Source organism: Desulfovibrio sp. 7SRBS1 (assembly GCF_049723905.1).
Taxonomy (GTDB): Bacteria; Desulfobacterota; Desulfovibrionia; order Desulfovibrionales; family Desulfovibrionaceae.
Window position 1 is genome coordinate 2,064,357 of record NZ_JBJKFD010000001.1, and the last position, 21,148, is coordinate 2,085,504.

Here is a 21,148-nt window from a genome sequence, read left to right on the forward strand (position 1 = left end):
TCGCGTATACAAGGCATGCCGTTTATTACGATACCAACCCCCTTGGAGGCTATCATGTCCATCAAGCAGCTTTGCCCCATCCTGATTTGCGACGATCCTGCCACGTGTGCGGATTTTTACATTCATCGTTTGGGCTTTCAAACGTCCTTCCAGAACGAAGAATACGTGGGTCTGGAGTACACGAACGGCGAGTGCCGCATAGAACTCGGACTTTTGCGTGGCTGTGCCAAAACCCCGGTGTACAGCGGCCAGGGCGTTATTTTCGGGCTGGAAGTGGAGGACGTGGACGCGGAGTACGAACGCCTCAGCGCCGAAGGCGTCACCTTTGTGCAAAGCCCCCAGGACAATCCATGGGGCGACAGAAGCTGCATTTGCATTGATCCGGCAGGCATGGCAGTCTATCTCTACCTTCCTATCGAGCCGAGTGAAGAATACAGCTCCGCGTTTGTAGACGGGAAGTAACATCGGCTTTTCCAGACAGCAGGGTTGCAAACCTTCTTCTGGCAGGCTGCAGATAAAGGCCCGATAGCTTCGGTGCTTCGAACAAAACTAATCCTCGCGTATCTACAAAATACGCGTGGCCTTGTTTTGTGCAGCACCTTGCTCTCACACTTTTCCAAGCAGCCGGAACGTTTTTTAGCGAATTATCTTGAATATCAATCTGGCAGGCTACCCGAGTTTACCGGACAGCCTGTAAGTCCCGACGCAACAAACATCACTGCGTCGGCATCCGCACCCCGTGAGCGGGGCGAACCCAAAACACGCAAGGAGGCCGCATGGCCAAGGCAAAAAAGGGCGATACCGTCAAAGTGCACTACACGGGAACGCTGGGCGACGGATCACAGTTTGACTCTTCCCAGGGACGCGATCCGCTTGAGTTCGTCGTAGGCCAGGGAATGGTTATTCCCGGCTTTGAAAACGCAGTGGACGGCCTGGAAGTGGGCGAAAGCGTCTCCGTAGCCATCCCCTGCGCCGATGCATACGGTGAGTACAACGACGAGCTTACCGGCACCATCGAGCGCGACCGTCTGCCCGACGACCTCAACCCCGAGGTAGGCATGATGCTGCAGCTTTCCGCAGAAGACGGCCAGACCCTTCAGGTGATGGTTACGGAAATGGACGAAGAAACCATCTCCGTGGACGGCAACCACCCCCTGGCCGGAAAAGACCTCAACTTCGACATTGAACTGGTGGAAATAGCCTAACTTTTTCACCATACACTTTGCTTGCCCTGCCGGAATATCCACGATATCTCGGCAGGGCATTTTTTGGTGCCCCACCTTGTGATTTTAATTTGGTTGCACTCGCAACGTATTGTCGTTATTCTCGAAACTAAATTTGGGGCAAATTCTCAGGAGCTAACATATTATGACCACCTTCAATCCCGACCGTTCCATTGGTCGCTGGATAAGCATGGCCTATCGTCTTATGACGAGAGTGCTCAACCGCGAGTTGGAACCTCTGGGTCTAAGCATCACACAGGCATTTTTTCTCATTGTTCTCTTTTTTCAGGACGGCCAATCGCAGGAAGAGCTGTCCACCATCCTCCAGATAGACAAGGCCAATACGGCAAGGGCTCTGTCCAAGCTGGAGAGCCTGGGACTCATCACCAGGGAACTCGCCCCCCACGACCGGCGGACCAAACTGGTGCAACCTACAGACAAGGCTCGCGCCATCCAGCCGAAATTCTTTAAAATATTTACCCACATGTCGGAGCACATTTCCGAACGCTTCACATCCGAAGAACAGGATATTTTTCTCCAAATGCTGGCCGAACTCGTGGACAGCCTCATTGAGCAAATCGCAGAGGCCGAGGGCAAAGAAAAATCCGACATCTGTAGAGAAATGTGCCCCAGGAAAAAGAACATCCTCTGGCACCCCTGGAGCTCCCTGGGAGACCCCGCAGCGGAATAGCTGGTTTCTCTCCCCGGCTCCACGCCCCTTCCCACCACGCCATGGTCCGTCCACTTGGGAAGTCTCGCGTTACTGTCATACCCCGGACAACTCCGGTGTTTGCTCTATTTCTACGGCCCTGCCCTTTCCGGAGGGACGCGGCTTTTGCCGTAGCTGGCAGCCCGTGACATCCCCTGCCCCTGGGCAAGCCGACGAGTGCGCCGCCCACAAAATACAGGTGTAGTGTTTATCCAGAACCACGGTCTGAAAACGAGATTTTCAGCTTCGCTCACACCGCCTCCACAATCTTCCCCATGCAAAATCGCGAAAATAGCGCCCGGCGGCCTCTGCCCATCATGTGCCATGCCACGCGGACTGTCCCATATGAGAAGAGATGCAAATTGAACGGACGCGGCACGGGGCCGAACCTTTGCATTCCGTATGTGGCTGGAATCCTGCGGGGGTTCCCGAAATAGAGAAAAACACGTACAACGCATACGTCCATCATTTCATCGGCAGGAATTCATGCACGGTTGCCCGCCTGCATGTCCGCCGATACCGGCAGGAACGCATCCGTGCCTGGACCGACCTTCCCGGTTCGGCCATTCCAGTCCGGTCATTGCCGCTCCACCGAAAGCCGGGGGAGGCGGGAAAAAGCGGAGTGCAACGCCCGCACCTTTCAAAACAGCCTGACCAACTACCAGCCAGGAATGACGCGCATGCAGTTGAATGAGCATCTGAGCAAAGTGTTGTTTGTAGAGGCCGAAATTCCCACACCGCAGGGCATTCTTTTTTCTCCGGAAAACATAGGCACACTCTGGCCCGATTTTTCGCCCCCCTGGGTTCTCAAGGCCCAGGTGCTGGCCGGTGGACGGGGCAAGGCGGGCGGCGTTCGCATTGTGGACGACAAGGACGCCTTTGTCCGCGAGGCCGGGGAAATCTTCGGTCTGCATATCAAGGGCAAGCCGGTTCCCCTGTTGCGGGTGGAACCCAAGGCGGACATTGCCGAAGAATTCTACCTTTCCTTTACCGTGGCCCGGAACAGGGAAAGCATGGTTCTGACCGTCTCGGGCAGCGGCGGCGTGGACGTGGAATCCGTGGCCGACAAATCGAAGATCAGCATCCAGAACGTGGACGTGGTCACCGGCCCCGCCCCCAGCCAGGTACGTACCGCCTTTTTCCGGCTGGGGCTGGGCAAGGAACACTTTGTCGGATTCGCCAAACTGGTGGGTACGCTGTTCAAGGCCGTGCGCAACTACGGCCTGCTGCTGGCCGAAATCAACCCTCTTGTGTTGACTTCGGACGGCCAATGGCTGGCCCTGGACGGCAAGGTGGAGATTGACGACAACGTGCGCGACATGCGCACCGAGCTGGACCGCTTTTACGAACCCCGCCACGCCTCTGCCGAGGAAACAGCCTCACGCGGCCACGGCCTGAGCTTTGTTACCCTGGACGGCTGGGTGGGGCTGCTGGCAAACGGCGCAGGCCTTGCCATGGCCACCATGGACCTGCTCAATTTTTCCGGCCTTCCGGCCGCCAACTTTCTGGACCTGGGCGGAACCGCGGACCAGAAACGCATGGAAGTGGCGCTCAAGCTCCTGTTTGGGGACAAACAGGTGCGGGCCGTGTTCATCAACCTGTTCGGCGGCATCCTTTCCTGCGAAAGCGTTGCCCTGGCCCTCAAGGAGGTCCTGGCCGGAACGCCGCCGGAAAAACCTCTGGTCGTCCGCTTTGCCGGAAACGGCGCTGCCCAAGGACGCGAGGTGCTGGACAGCCTGAAGCTGCCGGGTATCCATTCCGCCGACGACATGGGCACGGCCATGGAAATTCTCTCCGGCCTGGGGCCGCGCAAAGACAATCCGCCGGTTATCGAGATGCCGGAAATTGCAGCGCCAGAAAAAAATAATGATGCCGCACTGCCCATTGCCGGACAAGACACCGGACAGAACGCCGTCTTCGACGTGCACGGCGGGTCCAAGGTGCTGGTGCAGGGCATTACCGGCAAAGTGGCCATGCGGCACGTGGAGTACATGCAGGCATACGGCACCAATATCGTGGCCGGGGTCACACCCTTCAAGGGCGGGCAGACCTGCCTGGGCGTACCGGTCTACAACAGCGTGTACGACGCCTGCCTGGACCACGACATCGACGTGAGCATCATTTTCGTGCCTGCGGCCTTTGCCGCGGACGCCATCCTCGAAGCTGGGGACAATAATCTGCCGTGGACCATCTGCATTACCGAGGGCATCAGCCAACAGGACATGCTCTCCGTCCTGCCCCGGCTGCGCAACTCCCGCACCCGGCTTATCGGCCCCAACACACCGGGCATGATCGTTCCGGGCCAGACCAAGATAGGCATCCTGCCAGCCGATCCCTTTACCCCCGGCAACGTGGCCGTGTTCTCGCGCAGCGGCACCCTCACCTACGAGGCGTCCAGCCGCATGAGCGCGGCGGGCTTTGGGCAGAGTTTCTGCGTGGGCATAGGCGGCGATCCCTTCATTGGGCAACGATTTACAGACCTGATGGCCATGGCCCGCAACCATGAGGAAACCAAGGCCGTGCTGGTGCTGGGCGAGATCGGCGGACGGGCCGAAGAGGATTTGGCAGAATACATCGTCCGCACCCGCTTTCCCAAGCCCGTGCTGGCCTTCATAGCCGGGCAGACCGCTCCGCGCGGCAAACGGCTGGGACATGCCGGAGCCATTTTGGAAGAATCAGGCAACGGCGTGGGCGGCAAGCTGGCCCGGCTGGCAGGAGCGGGAATACATTTGTGCCGGGATCTGGAAAGCATTCCCGGCATGGTAAAAAAAGCGCTGAAACACTGAGATAACACCGCCCTTTCTTCTAGCAACACGCGATATTCCGGCCCTTCGGATCGACCATGCACTATCGATCCGAAGGGCCGTTGCAGTTGCAATTCACTCCATGCACTTCATAAAGAGCCATTGAAAGGCGCGGCCCCCAAATAAAAAACAAGAAGGCCAGCCAGGTCGGCACGGGACGTCTGCCTGAACGCTCCCCCTTCCAATTTCCGAAATCATGCTCTTTTTCAATGTTTTACGGGGATGAGTACGATGTAATGACAAATAAGTAGTGATGGTTTAGGTTGGGCCGTAATAAATCAGGAGAAAGCATGAACACCAAACAAGCTCGTATCATTATAGGCGTTGTCGTAGTGGCAATCGTCATTTCCGGGATATGGCTTTTCTCCCGCAAGGCGGAAACGCCTCCACAGGCCGTCAACGCCACGCAAAAGCCGCAGATAGCCACATCCATGCAACAAATTGCGGATAAAGCGGCTGAAACCATAGACGAAATATCGCCCGACGAGGCAACGCAAAACGGTTCGTCCGGCAATGCAACCGCCGGAGCACCCAAAACGCAGCCAGCCGCACCAGCGGTCGCAGCGAAACAAGCGCAGACCGAACCGGCTCAAAAGCAGGAAGAAACCACAGAGGAAAATGTTGAAGACGACACCATCCGCCTGTCCTTCATAGACAATCTGTCCGCATACCTCGTGGCCGGATACCAGCCGCCCAAAAGCCGGAAGAACCCCACGGAGCGCGGCAGGCTTGCCATTTCCTACAAGCAGGTCAACATGCACTATGGGCTGGACCCGTCCCTGTTCGGCAATCCGGGCGGCGCCGCAGGCCAACTGCGCAAGGCCGTTCTCGACTATGCCTTTCAACCGGGCATGCTCAAGTCGCTGTACACCCTGTACGCAGACTCCTTTGTGGACCAGATGTCCGAGCAGGCACAGACGGCCGAGCGTTCCTTCCCCACCAATGGCGGCTCCTTTGCCACCGCCCAGCTCAACGCAGCCCAAAGCGCAGAGCTGCTTACACTGTATGCCAACAGATGTTCGGATGCAGCGCGTGTCTTCAAGGTCATGGCCAAAGAGCCGGAGCTGAACGACAACGTGGAAAGATACCTGCTGGCGGCGCGTAATGTGAACACCGCCTACGAACACTTCTGGAAACGCGACCTCAAGGCCCCCTCCCAGGTGGAACTTGCCGGCAAGGAAATCAAGCAGGCCATCGTCCTTCGGGAAGAGTTGCGCTCCAAGGTCATCCAGGCGATACGCAACCGCAACAACCTGAACAACCTCTCCGACGAGCAGTTGCTGTACCTGGCGCAATGGGGCCACCGCCGCTCCATGAGCGCGCCGCAGCCTGCGAAGTCCCTGGACAACCTGTCCGAAATTCTGACGGACCTGGGCAAACGGCTCAAGGCCGAGGCCCAAAAGATAGGCGAATAGCTCTCCTTCCAAGCAGATAAAAAAAGAGGGGAGAAAGATGTTTTGTCTTTCTCCCCTCTTTTATTTGGCTATGAAAGGCTTTCCGAACGGTGTGCGAGCCTCTGGACAAGAACTTTACCTGCCAACTTGCTCCCTCGTTCTTCCTCTTTTTCTATTCAACCACCCGCCTCGGCAGGGAACGTCCTAAGACTTAAGCGCCCAAAGTGGGGGACGATACCCCCTCACGAGCTCCCCAAGACTTACAGCCTCTTTCTTTTCTTTAGGCCACCGTCGGCAGGTGGCGGAGAAAGGTGCGAGAGCAAGGCGCGAGGTATTTTTAAACGCGACGTGTACTTTTTTGGTACACAAGCGGCTTAAAAATGCCGAAGCAACGCCGCCATCGTGCCTTTATCGGCAGCCTGAAAAGCAACGCCGCTATCGTGCCTTTATCAGCAGCCTAAGAGACTAATCGGTCCAGGAGCCCCCCCCAGCCGTCAACATACGCTCGCGTATGCTCGGCGTGCACTCTTGGAGCTGTTTCTCGAAACATACACCACACACCGCGCCCGCGTTCCAGACGATGATGCCACGGGTAGCGACCAACACGTCCTCCAACGCACCGGGCGCATGGGTGACAGCCACGCCGCACCCCTTGTCCACGCCCGGAGGACCATAACCGGAAATGAACTCGATCATCATCCCGGAAAAGCTCAGGTTGCGCAGAAAAAACTGTGCTTCCTGTTCAGCCGTTCCCTCCCCCACAACCATGGAGAATACGTGGGAAGATTCGAACTCGTACCGCTCATGTCGCCGTTGTTCTTCCGACATGTGGCCCTCACAGTATCCTGTAGTGCACAGTGGGCGCAGCAATGAAGTCCGTGTGTTCAATGGCGTCCAAGGTGGCTTTCACGCTGCCCATGGGCGCTTCGTGCGTGATGAAGACCACGGGCACCACTTCCTGATCGCCGTTGCCTTTCTGGATGGCCTGGGCAATGGAGATGTCGTGCTCGGCCATGGCCGAGGCAATAGTCCCCATAACGCCCGGCCTGTCGGCCACGCTGAAACGAAAGTAATGCTGCGAAACCGCCTGTTCCGGCGGCAATATGTTGGCCGGAGGCAGCTCCGGCATGGTCCAGCCCGTGTTGTTGGGGCGGTCCTTGTCTTTGATGATGGCCATGACGTCCGAGAGCACGGCACTGCCCGTTGGCAAATCGCCCGCTCCCTGGCCGTGCAGCATGATGGGCCCCACGGCGTTGCCTTCTATGCGCACGGCATTATAGTTGCCGCCCACCCGGGCCAGCAGAAAGGTGTACTTGACCAGGGCGGGAAATACGCCCGCCTCGATGGCTCCGTCCACGTCGCGGGCCTGGCCTATGAGCTTGAGGCGGTAGCCGAACTCGCGGGCAAAGGAGATATCTTCCTTGGCCACGTTGCGGATGCCGCTTACCGGCAGATCCTCCAGGGCGTAGTGCTGCCCGAACGCCAGGCGCATAAGCAGCACCAGCTTGTGGGCCGTGTCCACACCGTCGATGTCGAAAGACGGGTCGGCTTCGGCATAGCCCAGTTCCTGAGCCTGGGCCAGGGCCGTGGAAAAATCCAGTCCATTGCTCGACATTTCGGACAAAATGTAGTTGGCCGTGCCGTTCATGATGCCGGTCAGCTTCAAGATGCGGTTGGAGGCCAGGCTCTCCTTCAGGGTCTGGATAACCGGCACCCCGCCCACGGAGCTGGCTTCGTAGTAGAGGCACAGGTTCTTTTCACGGGCCAGGGCGAAAAGCTCCTGGCCGCGTTCGGCCAGGAGCGCCTTGTTCGCCGTAACCACGTGCTTGCCCGCTTTCAGGGCAAGGGAGATGAGATCGTAGGCAGCCTCGATGCCACCCATCAGTTCCACGATGATGTCGATCTCGGGATCGTTCACCAGGTCTGCGGGGGTCGCGGTAAAGCGCACGGTGTTCTCGGGTGTACCCGATGTGGTAGTCGAAGTCGGGGTGTAAGTTCGGGTCTTGGTAAGATCGCGCACCAGAATGGTCTTGATCCTGATGTCGCAGCCCATACGCTGAATGATGCGTTCACGGTTCTCGTCGAGAATCCGCGCAAGCCCTGTTCCTACGGTGCCGAATCCGGCAATTCCGAGCACTGTGGCTTTTTTGCCCACGTTCACTATCCTCCGATAACGTTCTTCAGGTTGCGTACAGCCTGGTTGATACGCTGCCGGTTTTCAACGAGTGCGAACCGAACATGGTCGTCGCTGTATTGTCCGAAGCCCAGCCCCGGGGAAACAGCAACCTTGCACTCGCGCAGCAGCAACTTGGAAAACTCGACCGACCCGAGATGTTTGAACTGGTCGGGAATCTCGGCCCAGGCAAACATGGTCGCCTTGGGCTTGGGGATTTCCCAGCCTATACGGGCCAAGCCTTCTATCAGGGCATCGCGCCTGTCCTGATGCACATCCATGATCTCGCGCACACATTCCTGCGGGCCGTTCAGGGCCACGGAAGCGGCAATCTGGATGGGTTGAAATATGCCATAGTCCAGGTAGCTCTTGATGCGCGTCAGCGCCTGGACCATGTCTTTGTTGCCACAGCAGAACCCCACGCGCCATCCGGCCATGGAGTAGCTTTTGGTCAGGGAAAAGAACTCTACGCCCACATCCTTTGCACCCTTGGCCTGGAGAAAGCTGGGGGCTTCGTATCCGTCAAAGGTGAAATCCGCGTATGCAAAGTCGTGGATGACCCAAATGCCGTGTTCCTTGGCGAAGTCCACGATTTTCTGAAAAAAGTCCACATCCACACATTGGGTGGTGGGGTTGTGCGGGAAATTTATGACCAGCAGCTTGGGCTTGGGCCAGGTCTGACGCACAGCCATTTCCAGATCTTCAATGAAATCCCGGCCTGCGCCAATGGGAATGCGGCGCACATCCGCCCCGGCAATGATGGAGGCATAGGGGTGGATGGGATAGGACGGGTCCGGGGCAAAAACCACGTCGCCAGGCTGCAGCATAACCAGCGCCAGGTGGGAAAGCCCTTCCTTGGCGCCCATGGTGACCACGGCTTCCATGTCCGGGTCGATTTCCACTTCAAAACGGTTTGCGTACCAGTCTGCTATGGCCTTGCGCAGGCCCTTGATCCCCTTGGATGCACTGTAGCGATGGTTGACCGCCTTGCGGGACGCTTCGCACAGCTTGTCCACTATATGTTGCGGCGTGGGCATATCGGGATTGCCCATGCCCAAATCAATGACATCGTCGCCCTGGTGGCGGAGTTTCATTTTGAGCTCGTTGACCTGGGCGAACACGTACGGCGGAAGCCTGTGAACGCGGGGAAACTGGTGCATACTCGAATTCTCCTTGTGTCGAGTGGTTTGAACTCTAAATTTTATCACCCGGATTTGAAAAGAGTCAAAACCACAAAAAAAAGGATTCTATGGAAATCTTTTACTTTTCTGAAAAACACCCCTCTTGAATTTGGGAATGATGAAAACATACATCCAAGAAATACCTGCTAGAAGGCAATCGAGCAATTTTTTTCATGCATGGCCGGGAATCCGCATCCCTTCTATGTTTCCGGGCAAAGGCATTCCATGGAGGCCCGCAACGGCGGAAAAATACTTCAAAAAACCGGTCAGGGAAGAAAGGTCCGGATGATGTTGACCGGAAGATTCAGGATGTCCTTGAAGATGGAAACACCCGTTGCCTGGATGGCGCCCATGGCGCTTACCCCCACCTTTACGTCGTCCCATGGGCCGACCATGCGCACGGGTATGGTGGCCGTGTTCAGGTACTGCATGGTCAGGGTGTAATCCAGAAACTCAAGATACAGGTCGCAGAACCCCTTGCCCGAAGCGGAAAAGATGACCGGCTGGTTGATGACCAGATCGTCGCTTGTGGCAACGCCGTCCAGCACCTTGAGGGAAATGCTGGCCTTGCTGAAATGCGTCCACGGGTCCTTGCGGTCCTTGGGGCCGAGGTTTCCCTGGTCCAGAAAATTTTCCACGCTCAGTTCCGGCTGCCTGGGTGTCGAGCGGTCCGAGCCAAAGTTGTAGGCTCCGTTACCCATCTTGAGCGCACCCCAGCCAGCCAGGCTTTGCAGCAGGTCCAGGTTGGTGGGGCCGTGGCCGTTCAGGTTCAGTGAAAAGTCGGCCTTGCCGCGGATGTAATCCTTTCCGGCCATCTCTTCCAACATGCCGCCCATTTCAAAGCCACGGACCTCGGCCTGGGTGGAGAACTGCAGCTCATCGCCCAGGGCCTTGAAATACAAGGTACCCTTGACCCTGCCGCCCTTGAAAAATGCCGTCGTGTCGGTAACGGCAAGCAGGCCGTCCTTTACGGAGACCCGGCTTTGGCAATTGGTGTAGGTCATGCTGTAGATGGTCAGCTTGTCGATCTGCACTTCGCCCATAAAATCGAGCTTGCGGATCATATCCACGGGATAGACCACGGGCTCGAGCATGCCGGTGGGCGCGGGAAGATACCGGTTGTAGTTGAATTCGTTGCCCGAAAGTTTGGTCTTCACCTGGGGCCACTCGAATCCCGAAACATCCACGGTCCCTTCCAGCACGGTCTGGTCCAGCACAAAGCGCATCTCCTCCAGCCTGGTCTGAGGAGCCTTTTTGCCGTCACCGGCCTGCCAGTCGAAATCCGAGGCAAGGGCCATGTTGCGCAGGGCGGTATCGTCCTTGAGCTTGAACGTGCCCCCGCCCAAGGTTTTGATGAGCTCGCGCGGATTAAAGTCGTTGAGTGCAAAATGTCCCGAGGCCCGCAGGGGCTTTTCCCCGAACTGCAAACTGCCGGAGGCATCCAGATGCAGCCCCAGGGCCATTGCCACGGCCCGGTCCACCGTCAGTATCCGACGTTCGCCGTCCAAGGAGAACGTTCCGTTCAGCTGGGCATGCTGCGAAAAGACGCCGGTAGGGGAGGAGTCGGGAGCAGCGGACACGTTTTTCTTGCCAAGCACGTCTTTTGTGCCAGACGCGCCATTCTTGCCAGCCGCGCCATTTATCGCAACCGCCCCTTCCGGCAGATATTCAAGCTGCAGACGGCCCTTTTCCAAAGACGAGGCCCCGCAATGTGAAGGCTTGAGCCAGGCTATGGCGTCGGCTTCCAGCTTGAGGCTGCCCCGCCGGTCGTCCCCCATGTCCACGGCGGTACCGCCGCGCAGGGAAAGGTCAAAAACCGGCCTGTTCCAATCACTTTCTTTCCGCCCGGAAAAACCCAGCACCGCCGTTGTTTTCCTCAGCGGGAACAGCTCCGCGCCGCTCTTGGCATCTTTTTTACCAAGTGCTTTGGCCCGGCTTCCGTCGGAAACGGGCACAAAACGCAGCTTTGCCTGCCCCGAACTGCCGGACAGCCACTGGCCCAATGTCGCCCCTTTGCCCGAGGCGCTCACTTCGGCCCGCACCCGGCCTGCCGGAATACGGGAGGCCTGTTTTTTGCCCACCAGCTGGGCAAGCCACGGCATGGAACGGGTATCCCAATCACTGGCAAGCAGATGCAGATTCAGAACATTGCCCTGTTCCTTCCGGACCGCGCTCAGAGAAACCGTTCCCCCATGCACCTGGGCGTTGAACCGCAACTCGGCACCGGCCTCTGTGCCGGTATCCACAGCCAGGTCCAAATTGCGAACGTTCTGTCCACCCACCCGCAACTCGTCCAGCTGCACGCGCCCCTTGAACCGGGAGTCATTGCCGGAAGGCTGCAAACTGACAGCCCCGACCGTGTCCGCAGGGCAGGCCCTGCTTGGACGTTCGGCCCCCAGCGCGCCAAGGAAAACAGACAGCTTGTCCAGGTCCACACGGCGTGTCTTGGCAAAAAATGTGACTTCCGGATGGGAAAAACTCTGCACGTCGAGATCGAGCTGCAACACGTCACCGTTCACGCCCAGGCGGGCGGAACGAGTCTTGAACGAATCATCCGTGCCTTCGAAGTCAAAAAGGGCCGAGACAGGCCGCCAGGTCTTTCCATCCGGGAGTTTGGGAATATCCAGGCCAAAGGTGGCAATGAGATCCGACGGATTGAACCGGGGGATGTCGCAGGTGCCCCGGTAGCTGTCCACCCTGCCGTTCACATTCAGGCTTGTGGTAAATATGGCGGCGTCGCCCTGGCGGGTCGTGCCGCTGCTGTTCAACGAGGTGCCCAGAATGCGCAGCTGCCCCTGCACGGACAGATCGTCTTCGAAAACCTGCATGCGCAGGGAGGACATCAGCCTGCCTTTGGCAAAATTCGCGGCCAGACGACGCACCTGGAACAGGCCGCCGTGGGCCGAAACATCCAGCGTGGCATTGCTGGCCTGCACCTTCCCGGCGCGGATATCATCCACATTGCACAGCAAATCCAGATTCAGACGACGCAGCACGTCGCGCAACGGACGGCCTCGTTCCTTTCCATACAACGGATTGCGCGGGCTCTGTGCACCCATGGCATCGGGCGCGCTCCATTTGTTCAGATCCAGGCTGTCCAGATGCAGATCCAGCGCGGTCCACGGGTCGGCCACCCATTGGGTGAACAGCGAGGCTGAAAAATCCGATCCGGCAACCGTTCCCGTGGCTTTGGAAACAGCAAGCTCCGTCCCGTTGAGGCTGAAACGGCCGAGAAGCTCCACCTCCTTATCCAGGGCTCTGGGTGGACGCATCCCCAGACGGCGCAGCAACCGGGCCGGCTTCTCCGCCTTGAGCTGAAATTCTCCGTCCACTTCCGGCACCAGGGGGAGAGAGCTGTTGCCGTTGTTTCCGGTCAGGTCTCCCAAGGCAAGCCGCCCGGCCCCGTTCAGCCCGACATGCAGTCCTTCGCTTTCCACCTTGGCCTCGCGCAGGACAAGATTGCCGCTCTGGCTGTCCCAGGCACCCGCAGCGGAAAATTCACTATCAACACTTTCTCCGGAGGCCGTGTCCAGCATGCCGGTGCTGTGCACCTGCATGTCGTCAATACGGAAATCCCGCAGCAGCCGGTCACACTTTCCCCTGCCGTCCAGGGACATCCAGCCCCTGACGGAACGCAACGGAGCGTTCTCGCCCAAGGAAACCAGATACCCGCCGTGCAGGGAAAAGATGTCGCCGCCTTCACGTTCGGTTACGGCCAGGGTTGCATTGGAAATATCCACGAACCATCCCCGGACCGCGTCGCTGTAGTGCACCCCCAGGTTATCCGCGCGCACCCCGGAAGGGGTAAAGGAAAAGGTCCAGTCCCCCACGGACGCATTGCCTGCCCCGGCAGCACCAGCCTCGGGGAGTTCGTCCGGATCGGGGGCTCCCTGTGCTTCACGGCGCAGGTTCACCTTCACATCGTCCAGCTCAATGGCCTTGAACTCCACCCGATGCGAAAACAGCGGAAACAGACGGACTTCTACCCGAGCCCTGCCCACGGACAGCAACGGAGCGGGCCCCACCCCCGAGCCCAGCACATGCGGGTTTTCTCCTTCCAGCCCGGAAAGAGTGGCGTCGTTGCACTCGAACCCGAAGGTCGGCACCAGGGAAAGCCGGACATCGCCGTCAAAAACGGCGGTACGGCCCGAAACATTGTAAATGTACTGGGACAGGGCATTCTTGAGCAGAGAAGTATTTACCAGTGCCGGGCCGAATACGACCAGCACGGTTGCCAACAGGAGTCCGCCCAGGACGGAAATAAGGGGGAAAGCGTAACGTTTTTTCATGCAGTTGCCGGAAACGGGATCATCAGTTTCCGTCCTTTTACTTGTATACGCAACTCCACGCCTTGTCATTGAAAACCGGGATCAAAACAAAGAGGGCGAATAATGCGCCCTTTCTTGCTCAAAACTGGCGCAAAAATATCCATTGCTAAAATAATTTTTGTCCCATCTATTCAAAACATGCTGAATTAAAAGAACTTTTCAAAAAAGAATTATTCTGGAATGATCTTTGCTTCAGATGAGACATCAAACTCAATCAAGGAGGAACACTATGCCAGGAATGAACGGAACAGGTCCTACAGGACAAGGTCCCATGAGCGGACGCGGAATGGGTCGTTGCGGCACAGGCATGGGCCGTTGCGGCATGGGCCGTGGGCTCGGCGGTCGCGGCCGTGGCATGGGCGGCGGAATGGGAAGCGGCATGGGCCGTGGAATGGGAATGAACCAGCAGGCCTCCCAGCCCGAAACCGAGGCTGAACTCCAGGACCGGCTGCAAAGGCTGGAACAGGAAGCCCAAGACATCCGCGAACGGCTCACCCCGCAAGAATAGTGGAAGGACCGCGACCGGAAAACCACGGTTTTCTGAGACGCACACTCGCTCTTTCCGCCCTTTATGCCGCACGCGGCATGCAACCTGACTGAATGGCCGGATCGCGCACCGGTCGCACAAGCACAGGGAACAGGCCCCATTTCGGCCGTCCCCTTCACACAAAACGCTGACCAGGGCGTCCCGCACAGCTGCGCGACGGGGCGCCTGAGTAAAAATTTTTATGAACATCGCCATCGCCAGCGGCAAGGGAGGAACCGGCAAGACCACGGTAGCCGTCAACCTCGCCCGCGCCGCCACACTTGCCGGAGATTTCGTCTGCCTTGCCGACTGTGACGTGGAAGAACCCAATGCCCACGTCTTCCTCAACCCCAGATGGGAAAAGGAAACCGAACGGCACGTTCCGGTTCCGGCCATCGACACCGAAGCCTGCACAGGGGCCGCGTGTCTCCAATGCATCACCCAATGCCGCTTCAAGGCATTGCTCTGGATGGCCGACGAAGTCATGGTTTTTCCTGAGCTTTGCCACGGATGCGGCCTGTGCGAACTGGTCTGTCCGGTCAATGCCATCTCCGAAACCACCCGGCTTATCGGCGTTACCAAGGAAGGCCGCGCGCATGGGCTTCAGGTTCATTCCGGCCTCCTGCGCATTGGCGAGGCCATGGCCCCGCCACTCATCAAGGAAGTAAAGAAACTTCCCCTGGAAATGCCGGAACATGCCTCCCGCATTCTGGACTGTCCTCCCGGCACTGCCTGCTCTGCCGTCAACTCCCTGGATGGCGCGGACTTCGCCGTGCTGGTGGCCGAGTCCACCCCCTTCGGCCTGCACGACCTCGACCTGGCCGTGCAGCTGGTACGCCATATGGAGCTGCCCTTCGGCGTGGTGCTCAACCGCGACGGCATGGGCGACGACCGGGTTCGCGAGTACTGCGCAAAAGAACACATCCCCCTGCTGGCCGCCCTGCCCCACAGCATGGAGGCTGCCTCGGTCTACTCGCGCGGTGAACTCCTCGTGGACGCCCTGCCCGAGTTCCGGGAGCATTTCACCACCCTCTGGAAAGTCATCCGTCTGGCCGCCAAAGAGGCAAAAGGAGCCGCCTCATGAAAACCATCGTCATCATCAGCGGCAAGGGCGGCACGGGTAAAACCAGTGTAACCGCCGCACTCAGCGGACTCGGCCCCAAAAAGGTCATTGCCGACTGCGACGTGGACGCCGCAGACCTGCACCTGGTGCTGAAGCCGCAAACCACCACGGCCCACGATTTCTACCAGGGCGAAACCGCATCCATCGATCCCACCGTCTGCACCCAATGCGGCCAGTGTAGAGAACATTGCCGCTTCGGGGCCATCAGCGACGACTTTGCCGTGCGCGAAGAACATTGCGAAGGCTGCGGCGTGTGCGCCTTTGTCTGCCCTGTACAGGCCGCGACCATGGCCCCCGCCCACTGCGGCTGGTGGTACACCTCGGAAACACGCTTCGGCCCCATGGTGCACGCCGCCCTGAAAATAGGCGCGGAAAACTCGGGCAAGCTCGTCACCACCGTACGCACGGAAGGAGACGCCATCGCCGAGCAGATCGGAGCCGAACTCGTGCTCGTGGACGGTTCGCCCGGCGTGGGCTGTCCGGTTATCGCCTCGCTCACCGGCGCGGACCTCGCCCTCATCGTCACCGAGCCCACCACCGCGGCAAAGCACGATTTTGAACGAGTGCTCGAACTGACGCACCATTTTAAAATTCCGGCCGCCACGGTCATCAACAAAACCGGCATCAACCCGGACGTTGAAAAGGAACTTGAAAATCTTTGCGCCAAGCAGGACATTGTTCTGGCCGGACGCCTGCCCTACGATACCGCAGTGGCCGACGCCCAGATTCACGGACGCACCATTTGCGAACACGATCCCGACGGCCTGGGCAAAAACATCCAGGCCATCTGGAACACATTGGAAAAACAACTGTAAACCAAGCCAAACAAACCATCAGGAGGACATACAATGAAAATTGCAATTCCCGTTGCCGACGGCATGCTCTGCGCGCACTTCGGCCACTGTCAGGTATTCGCCATTCTGCACATCAACGACGAGACCAAGGCTATCGAAAAGGTCGAAGCCCTTACCCCGCCGCCCCACGAACCCGGCGTAATCCCCAAGTGGCTCAATGAAGTGGGCGCCGACATGATCATCGCAGGCGGCATGGGCATGAAGGCCCAGCAGTTCTTTACCCAATTCGGCATCAAGGTCGTTGTCGGCGCACAGCCCGGCAAGCCCGAAGATATCGCACAGGCATGGCTGGATGGTAAGCTGACCACCGGCGCCAACATGTGCGACCACTAAGAGGGAAACGGGAGAGAGAAGAGAGATGCGAGGGGGACCCCCTTTTTTAAAGGGGGTCCCCCCGCGCTCCCCTTTCCAAAAATTTTTATTCTTGGGGAAAGGGTGTGTTAAAGGGAACAAAACGCTTCTTCCAGACTGCCCGTAGCCTTTTCCCCTTAGCCGCCAGCGGCCAAGGGGAAAAGGCTACGAGAACAGGGGGTCCGGGGGAGCAATGCTCCCCCGGGCAGGGCGCGGGGGCGCCGCCCCCGCTCTTCACAAGAGAAGGCCGTGTAAGTTTTGGGTCTGGCAAGGCGCTGCGAATTTCGTGAGTGAGGACAGTATTTTTATGATACGGCTCACAAAGCGAAATGAAGCAGCAACGTAACCAGACACAAAAATCACACCTCAAGTGAAGGCCGTGTAAGTTTTGGGTCTGGCAAGGCGCTGCGAATTTCGCGAGTGAGGACAGTATTTTTATGATACGGCCCACGAAGCGAAATGAAGCTGCAACGTAGCCAGACACAAAAATCACACGGCCCAGGAGGGAACATGGAAAAGATTCTCATCATAGGCTGCAAAAAAGCCATGGACGATGTGTGTATCGGGTGTTCTCGCTGTTTGGTAGGATTCAACAAACGCGCCGGAAAATTCGAGGGATACGGCGACGACGCCGAGGTCATCGGCCTGCTGAACTGTGGCGACTGTCCGGGCGCGACCATTGTGACGCGTCTTGCCCAGCTGAAGCTCTGGAACGCACCTATGGATGAAAAGCCCACAAAAATCCATCTTGGTCCGTGCATTACCGACCACTGTCCGCACAAGGACACGATTATCGCAAAGATCAAGGCCAAGGCCGGGATCGAGGTCATCGAGGGAACCCACCCGTACATGCCGGAAAATATTTTTGCCTAGATTTTCAACAACGAGACGGACCGGAAGAACAGAATGAACGCCGGTCCGAACAAGGGGGAGAACCATGCCCATTTATGAATTCACATGTGCCAAGTGCGGCGAAATGTTTGAAGAAATCGCAACATCCAGCGAAGACACCAAGCCCTGCCCCAAGTGCGGCAACCCGGACGCCGTCAAAGTCCTTTCCGCCACGGCCACCATGACGGGCAAGGACGGCATGAGCACGCCTGACGCCCATGGGCACGGCTGCTGCGGAAGCAGTCCTTCGGCCAAGGGATGCGTACCCGGCAGCTGCTGCGGCCGCGCAGGACATTAATCTCCTCGCATCTTGTACCATCCCCGGCAGGATGAGAAATCTTCCCATTCTGTCGGGGGCGTCACCTGCTGCTAGGTTGTTTTCAAAAGCCCCAGCCTGCGGCAAGGACTTTGATTGATTACAAAGTTCAATCTGCCAGGCTGCTCAAAAAGGTACGAGAGCCAAAAAAACTCACCGTTGTAAAAAAAAACTCAAGACCGACGCGTATTTTCCGATACGCGAGGGTTTGAGTTTTTTGAAACAACGACGCTATCGGGCCTTTGTCAGCAGCCTGAGCCCCTGCCTCCGGCAAGGACTATGGCCTTTGCCGTGCGCACCACATGCTGCGCAAAACCTCCCCACAACCCTCCGACACGGGCTCCACACGTCGCAGGGCACTTTTTCTTTTCCCCACCATCCAAAAAGGATATACGTTGTACTGGCTACGACGAGCGGCATCCGTTCCCAGGTAAGCACAGAGAAACCGCGAGGTTGCCATGTTCAACCGGCGCATCCGCCAGTTCATCAAACTCTTTACCCACGATATCTGGTTTGCCGATTTGGGCGGCATGGACCGGGGCGAACGCACCCTGTTCGGTTTTTTCCGGCTGCTCTACATTGTGGCCCACGGCTTTCTGCGCGATAAATGTCTGTTGCGGGCCGCGGCCCTCAGCTACACAACGGTGCTTTCCATTGCGCCGTTCCTTGCCGTTGCCTTTTCCATTTCCAAGGCCCTGGGGCTGCAAAATACCGAATACATCCGCAGCCTGCTCATGCGCGCCAGTGCGGGCCGTGCAGCCATGGTGGACCAAATCCTCACCTACGTGGATCAGACCAACGTCAAGACGCTGGGCACCCTGGGGCTGGTTATCCTGCTTTTTTCCGTCATTTCCCTGATGGGCACCATAGAAAGCGCCTTCAACGACATCTGGGGCATAAAAAAAGGCCGCCGCATGTGGCGCAAGTTCACGGACTTCTTTTCCGTCACCCTTATCTGTCCGGTCTTTGTACTGGCAGGCGTCAGCCTGACCGTCAGCCTGGAAAACGACTCCCTGGTGCAAAGCCTGCTGGACATCACCGCGTTCAACTACCTGCACCTGGGCATCATCAAAATCGCCCCGTACATTATGATCGGGCTGGCACTGACCGTGCTGTACGTGTTCATCCCCAACACCAAGGTCAAAATAGTGCCAGCCGTCGTGGGCGGAATATTCGCGGCCCTGCTCTGGCAAAGCGCGCAATGGGCCTACATCACCTACCAGATAGGGGCCAGCAACTACAACGCAATCTACGGCAGTTTCGCCCAATTCCCCTTGTTTCTGGTGTGGCTGTACATCAGCTGGAGCATTGTTCTGCTGGGATCGGAAATCGGCTACGCCATCCAGCACGCCAAATCCTTTGCCGGAGAGCTGCGGGCAGAGCATGTCAGCAGGCGGGAACGCGACCACATCGGCGTTTTGGTCATGCTGCTGATGACTGCCGACTTTGAAACGGGCAGACGCCCGGAAGGCGCATCCAACGTGGCTGCGCGGCTCAAGGTTCCGGCCGAAACCGTTGCCGGGGTTCTTGCCGACCTGCACACCAACGGCATGGTGCTGCCCCTGGAAGGCGACGACCACGCCTACGCCCTTGCCAGGGACCCGGACCAGGTCCGGCTTTTGGACATCATCCTCGCCCTGTCCAACATTCCGCCCTCGGAAAACAAGTTCATCCGCGACGACTACCTCGCTGTTTCGGACAATCTGGACAAACTTTTGCAATCTGCGGAAAAAAGCCCGGACAACCTCAGCCTCAAGGAATTCCATATTCTGACCGCGGAGCGGGAAGAAGCATCTTCCCCTCTGGCCTAATGGTGCTGGTGGCATCCCGGCAGATAGAAGAGAGTCTCATTTGCTCCCGCCCAAAAAAATGCTACCGTGCCGCCGGTTTGAAGACGACACAACAAGGGTGGGGGTATGCAGTTCGAACAGCGTGAAATCGATGGAATTCAAGTTCTCAAGGTCGTGGAAAAGCGCATCGACCTGGGCAACCACCTGGAGCTGAAGGGCGAAATCACCCGTCTTGTCCGCAAAGGCGCAAAATATCTCATACTCGACCTTGGTCTGGTTCAACTTGTGGACAGCAGCGCCCTGGGCATCATTATTCTGTGTTCACGTGGCGCCTGCGGGGAATGCCCGCTTGTTCTGTGCAACCTGCACCGCAAGATCATCAGCATTTTCAAGGCAGCCAAGCTGGAGACCCTGCTGCTTCTTGCCGACGACATTGAAAGCGCGGTGGGCAAGGTGCTGGAGCTGCAAAAAGAAGCGGGAGAAGTTGAAGACACGCCTGCAAATGTGGACGCGGAAGTGGAAACAAACGAGTCGTAAGAGAAAAAAAGCTCCGCAAGAGCCGATGTGCTACGTTGCTTTGGAGCCGGAAATATCGACCTTTTCAAAATCCATGGACAAAAGATCCATGATCAGCATCTTTCCATCCAGCGAAGCCTTTCCCGTGGTTATTATCTGCGCGACCTGACAGCACATCAAGGCCCCGACGGAATAGACACCCGGAGCCTGGGTTCCAAGGCTGTCCTCGGCGGCCGCGCTGCCTGCGCAGCGGTCCATAAACCGGGCAGGGCCTACCAAAGCCCTCGAACCACCAGATTCACCCGCATTTCCAGAATTCCCCAAATCACCAGACAGGCCAGTGCCTTGGGGCAGCACCGAGCCCACGTATCCGGTCCACCCGGCCACGGCCCCGGTAACCAAGGGAATCTTCGCCTGTTCGGCCGCTTCCTGCAAGGCCATGCGATACTCCAGCCCGCCCAGGCAATCCACCACCAGATCCGCACCGCGCAGAAAGGCACTCATTTCCTGTGTGGAAAGAAACCTATCCACCGCCTCGAAACGTACCGCAGGGTTGATGCGCGCCACGCGCTCCCTGGCAACGAACGCCTTGCTCATCCCCATGGTCCGTTCCGTGGCCAGAATCTGGCGGTTTCCATTGGAGGGGTCGAACACGTCGCCGTCCGCGCCCCGCATGTATCCCATCCCCAAACGGGCCAGCCCTTCCACCATAATGCCGCCCAACCCGCCCAAACCCACGATGCATACCGTGGCCTCCAGCATGGCGATCTGATTTTCCACGGAAAAGGCGGCATGATTGCGCTGGTAGCGCTGCGGCATGATCCCCAAACGCAGGGCCTGGGCGTCCACGTCGGCAGGGGAAAGGGAATACTCCCGGGCCAGGCGCAATGTATCCCAACCGGAGAGCAATTCCTGCGCACCTTCCTTGAAAGCTGATTGGACAATGGCGTTTACGAGGGGGGAAGTCAT

The 21,148-nt window shown here is 58.0% G+C and carries 18 protein-coding genes; 13 read left to right on the forward strand and 5 right to left on the reverse strand.

The genetic code is table 11. The features are described from left to right. The first annotated feature begins 54 nt into the window (after positions 1 to 54). The 5 genes from ACI0FJ_RS09510 (at position 55) to ACI0FJ_RS09530 (ending at position 6,151) form a co-directional block, all read left to right on the forward strand. The gene (locus ACI0FJ_RS09510; RefSeq protein WP_424302336.1) at positions 55 to 462 is read left to right on the forward strand and encodes a VOC family protein; all 408 of its coding nucleotides are present in this window, start codon (positions 55 to 57) and stop codon (positions 460 to 462) included. 314 nt (positions 463 to 776) lie between these two features. Further along, positions 777 to 1,205, forward strand: a complete 429-nt coding sequence (locus tag ACI0FJ_RS09515) for an FKBP-type peptidyl-prolyl cis-trans isomerase (protein ID WP_424302339.1) — start codon at positions 777 to 779, stop codon at positions 1,203 to 1,205. 163 nt (positions 1,206 to 1,368) lie between these two features. Beyond that, positions 1,369 to 1,914, forward strand: a complete 546-nt coding sequence (locus ACI0FJ_RS09520) for a MarR family winged helix-turn-helix transcriptional regulator (protein WP_424302342.1) — start codon at positions 1,369 to 1,371, stop codon at positions 1,912 to 1,914. Between the two features lie 698 nt (positions 1,915 to 2,612). After that, positions 2,613 to 4,718, forward strand: a complete 2,106-nt coding sequence (gene sucD / locus ACI0FJ_RS09525; RefSeq protein WP_424306532.1) for a succinate--CoA ligase subunit alpha — start codon at positions 2,613 to 2,615, stop codon at positions 4,716 to 4,718. Between the two features lie 308 nt (positions 4,719 to 5,026). Next, positions 5,027 to 6,151, forward strand: coding sequence for a hypothetical protein (locus ACI0FJ_RS09530; RefSeq protein WP_424302345.1), 1,125 nt, complete (start codon positions 5,027 to 5,029; stop codon positions 6,149 to 6,151). A gap of 444 nt (positions 6,152 to 6,595) precedes the next feature. Here ACI0FJ_RS09530 and ACI0FJ_RS09535 read toward each other — a convergent pair whose 3' ends face one another. The 4 genes from ACI0FJ_RS09535 to ACI0FJ_RS09550 form a co-directional block, all read right to left on the reverse strand. Then, the gene (locus tag ACI0FJ_RS09535) at positions 6,596 to 6,958 is read right to left on the reverse strand and encodes a hypothetical protein (protein WP_424302348.1); all 363 of its coding nucleotides are present in this window, start codon (positions 6,956 to 6,958) and stop codon (positions 6,596 to 6,598) included. Between the two features lie 7 nt (positions 6,959 to 6,965). Next, entirely contained in the window at positions 6,966 to 8,285 is a 1,320-nt protein-coding gene (locus tag ACI0FJ_RS09540; protein ID WP_424302351.1) for a homoserine dehydrogenase, read from the reverse strand. Positions 8,286 to 8,290: 5 nt separating this feature from the next. Further along, positions 8,291 to 9,463, reverse strand: a complete 1,173-nt coding sequence (locus tag ACI0FJ_RS09545; protein ID WP_424302354.1) for an aminotransferase class I/II-fold pyridoxal phosphate-dependent enzyme — start codon at positions 9,461 to 9,463, stop codon at positions 8,291 to 8,293. Positions 9,464 to 9,750: 287 nt separating this feature from the next. Continuing rightward, positions 9,751 to 13,773 (reverse strand): AsmA family protein, encoded by a 4,023-nt coding sequence (locus tag ACI0FJ_RS09550; RefSeq protein ID WP_424302357.1) that lies wholly within the window; start codon positions 13,771 to 13,773, stop codon positions 9,751 to 9,753. A gap of 268 nt (positions 13,774 to 14,041) precedes the next feature. On the opposite strand from ACI0FJ_RS09550, the gene ACI0FJ_RS09555 reads away from it, so the two are divergent. The 8 genes from ACI0FJ_RS09555 to ACI0FJ_RS09590 all read left to right on the forward strand — a co-directional run bounded on the left by ACI0FJ_RS09555 (position 14,042) and on the right by ACI0FJ_RS09590 (position 20,200). Beyond that, positions 14,042 to 14,320 carry a DUF5320 domain-containing protein gene (locus ACI0FJ_RS09555; protein WP_424302360.1) on the forward strand — a complete coding sequence of 93 codons (279 nt, stop codon included), beginning with the start codon at positions 14,042 to 14,044 and terminating at the stop codon, positions 14,318 to 14,320. A 220-nt stretch (positions 14,321 to 14,540) separates the two neighbouring features. Then, a complete protein-coding gene (locus tag ACI0FJ_RS09560; RefSeq protein WP_424302363.1) occupies positions 14,541 to 15,422 on the forward strand; it encodes a P-loop NTPase in 882 nt (293 codons plus the stop codon). Next, on the forward strand, positions 15,419 to 16,276 hold the full coding sequence (locus ACI0FJ_RS09565) for an ATP-binding protein (protein ID WP_424302366.1): 858 nt from the start codon (positions 15,419 to 15,421) through the stop codon (positions 16,274 to 16,276). Before ACI0FJ_RS09560 ends, ACI0FJ_RS09565 begins: the two co-directional genes overlap by 4 nt. 33 nt (positions 16,277 to 16,309) lie before the next feature. Beyond that, the gene (locus tag ACI0FJ_RS09570; protein ID WP_424302369.1) at positions 16,310 to 16,648 is read left to right on the forward strand and encodes a NifB/NifX family molybdenum-iron cluster-binding protein; all 339 of its coding nucleotides are present in this window, start codon (positions 16,310 to 16,312) and stop codon (positions 16,646 to 16,648) included. A 528-nt stretch (positions 16,649 to 17,176) separates the two neighbouring features. Beyond that, entirely contained in the window at positions 17,177 to 17,539 is a 363-nt protein-coding gene (locus ACI0FJ_RS09575; protein WP_424302372.1) for a CGGC domain-containing protein, read from the forward strand. A 64-nt stretch (positions 17,540 to 17,603) separates the two neighbouring features. After that, entirely contained in the window at positions 17,604 to 17,855 is a 252-nt protein-coding gene (locus tag ACI0FJ_RS09580; protein WP_424302375.1) for an FmdB family zinc ribbon protein, read from the forward strand. 476 nt (positions 17,856 to 18,331) lie between these two features. Next, a complete protein-coding gene (locus tag ACI0FJ_RS09585) occupies positions 18,332 to 19,684 on the forward strand; it encodes a YhjD/YihY/BrkB family envelope integrity protein (protein ID WP_424302378.1) in 1,353 nt (450 codons plus the stop codon). 105 nt (positions 19,685 to 19,789) lie between these two features. Next, complete coding sequence (locus ACI0FJ_RS09590) at positions 19,790 to 20,200, forward strand: STAS domain-containing protein (protein ID WP_424302381.1); 411 nt, start codon at positions 19,790 to 19,792, stop codon at positions 20,198 to 20,200. Between the two features lie 30 nt (positions 20,201 to 20,230). On the opposite strand, the gene ACI0FJ_RS09595 is transcribed toward ACI0FJ_RS09590, so the two are convergent. Then, positions 20,231 to 21,148 carry a HesA/MoeB/ThiF family protein gene (locus tag ACI0FJ_RS09595; protein ID WP_424302384.1) on the reverse strand — a complete coding sequence of 306 codons (918 nt, stop codon included), beginning with the start codon at positions 21,146 to 21,148 and terminating at the stop codon, positions 20,231 to 20,233.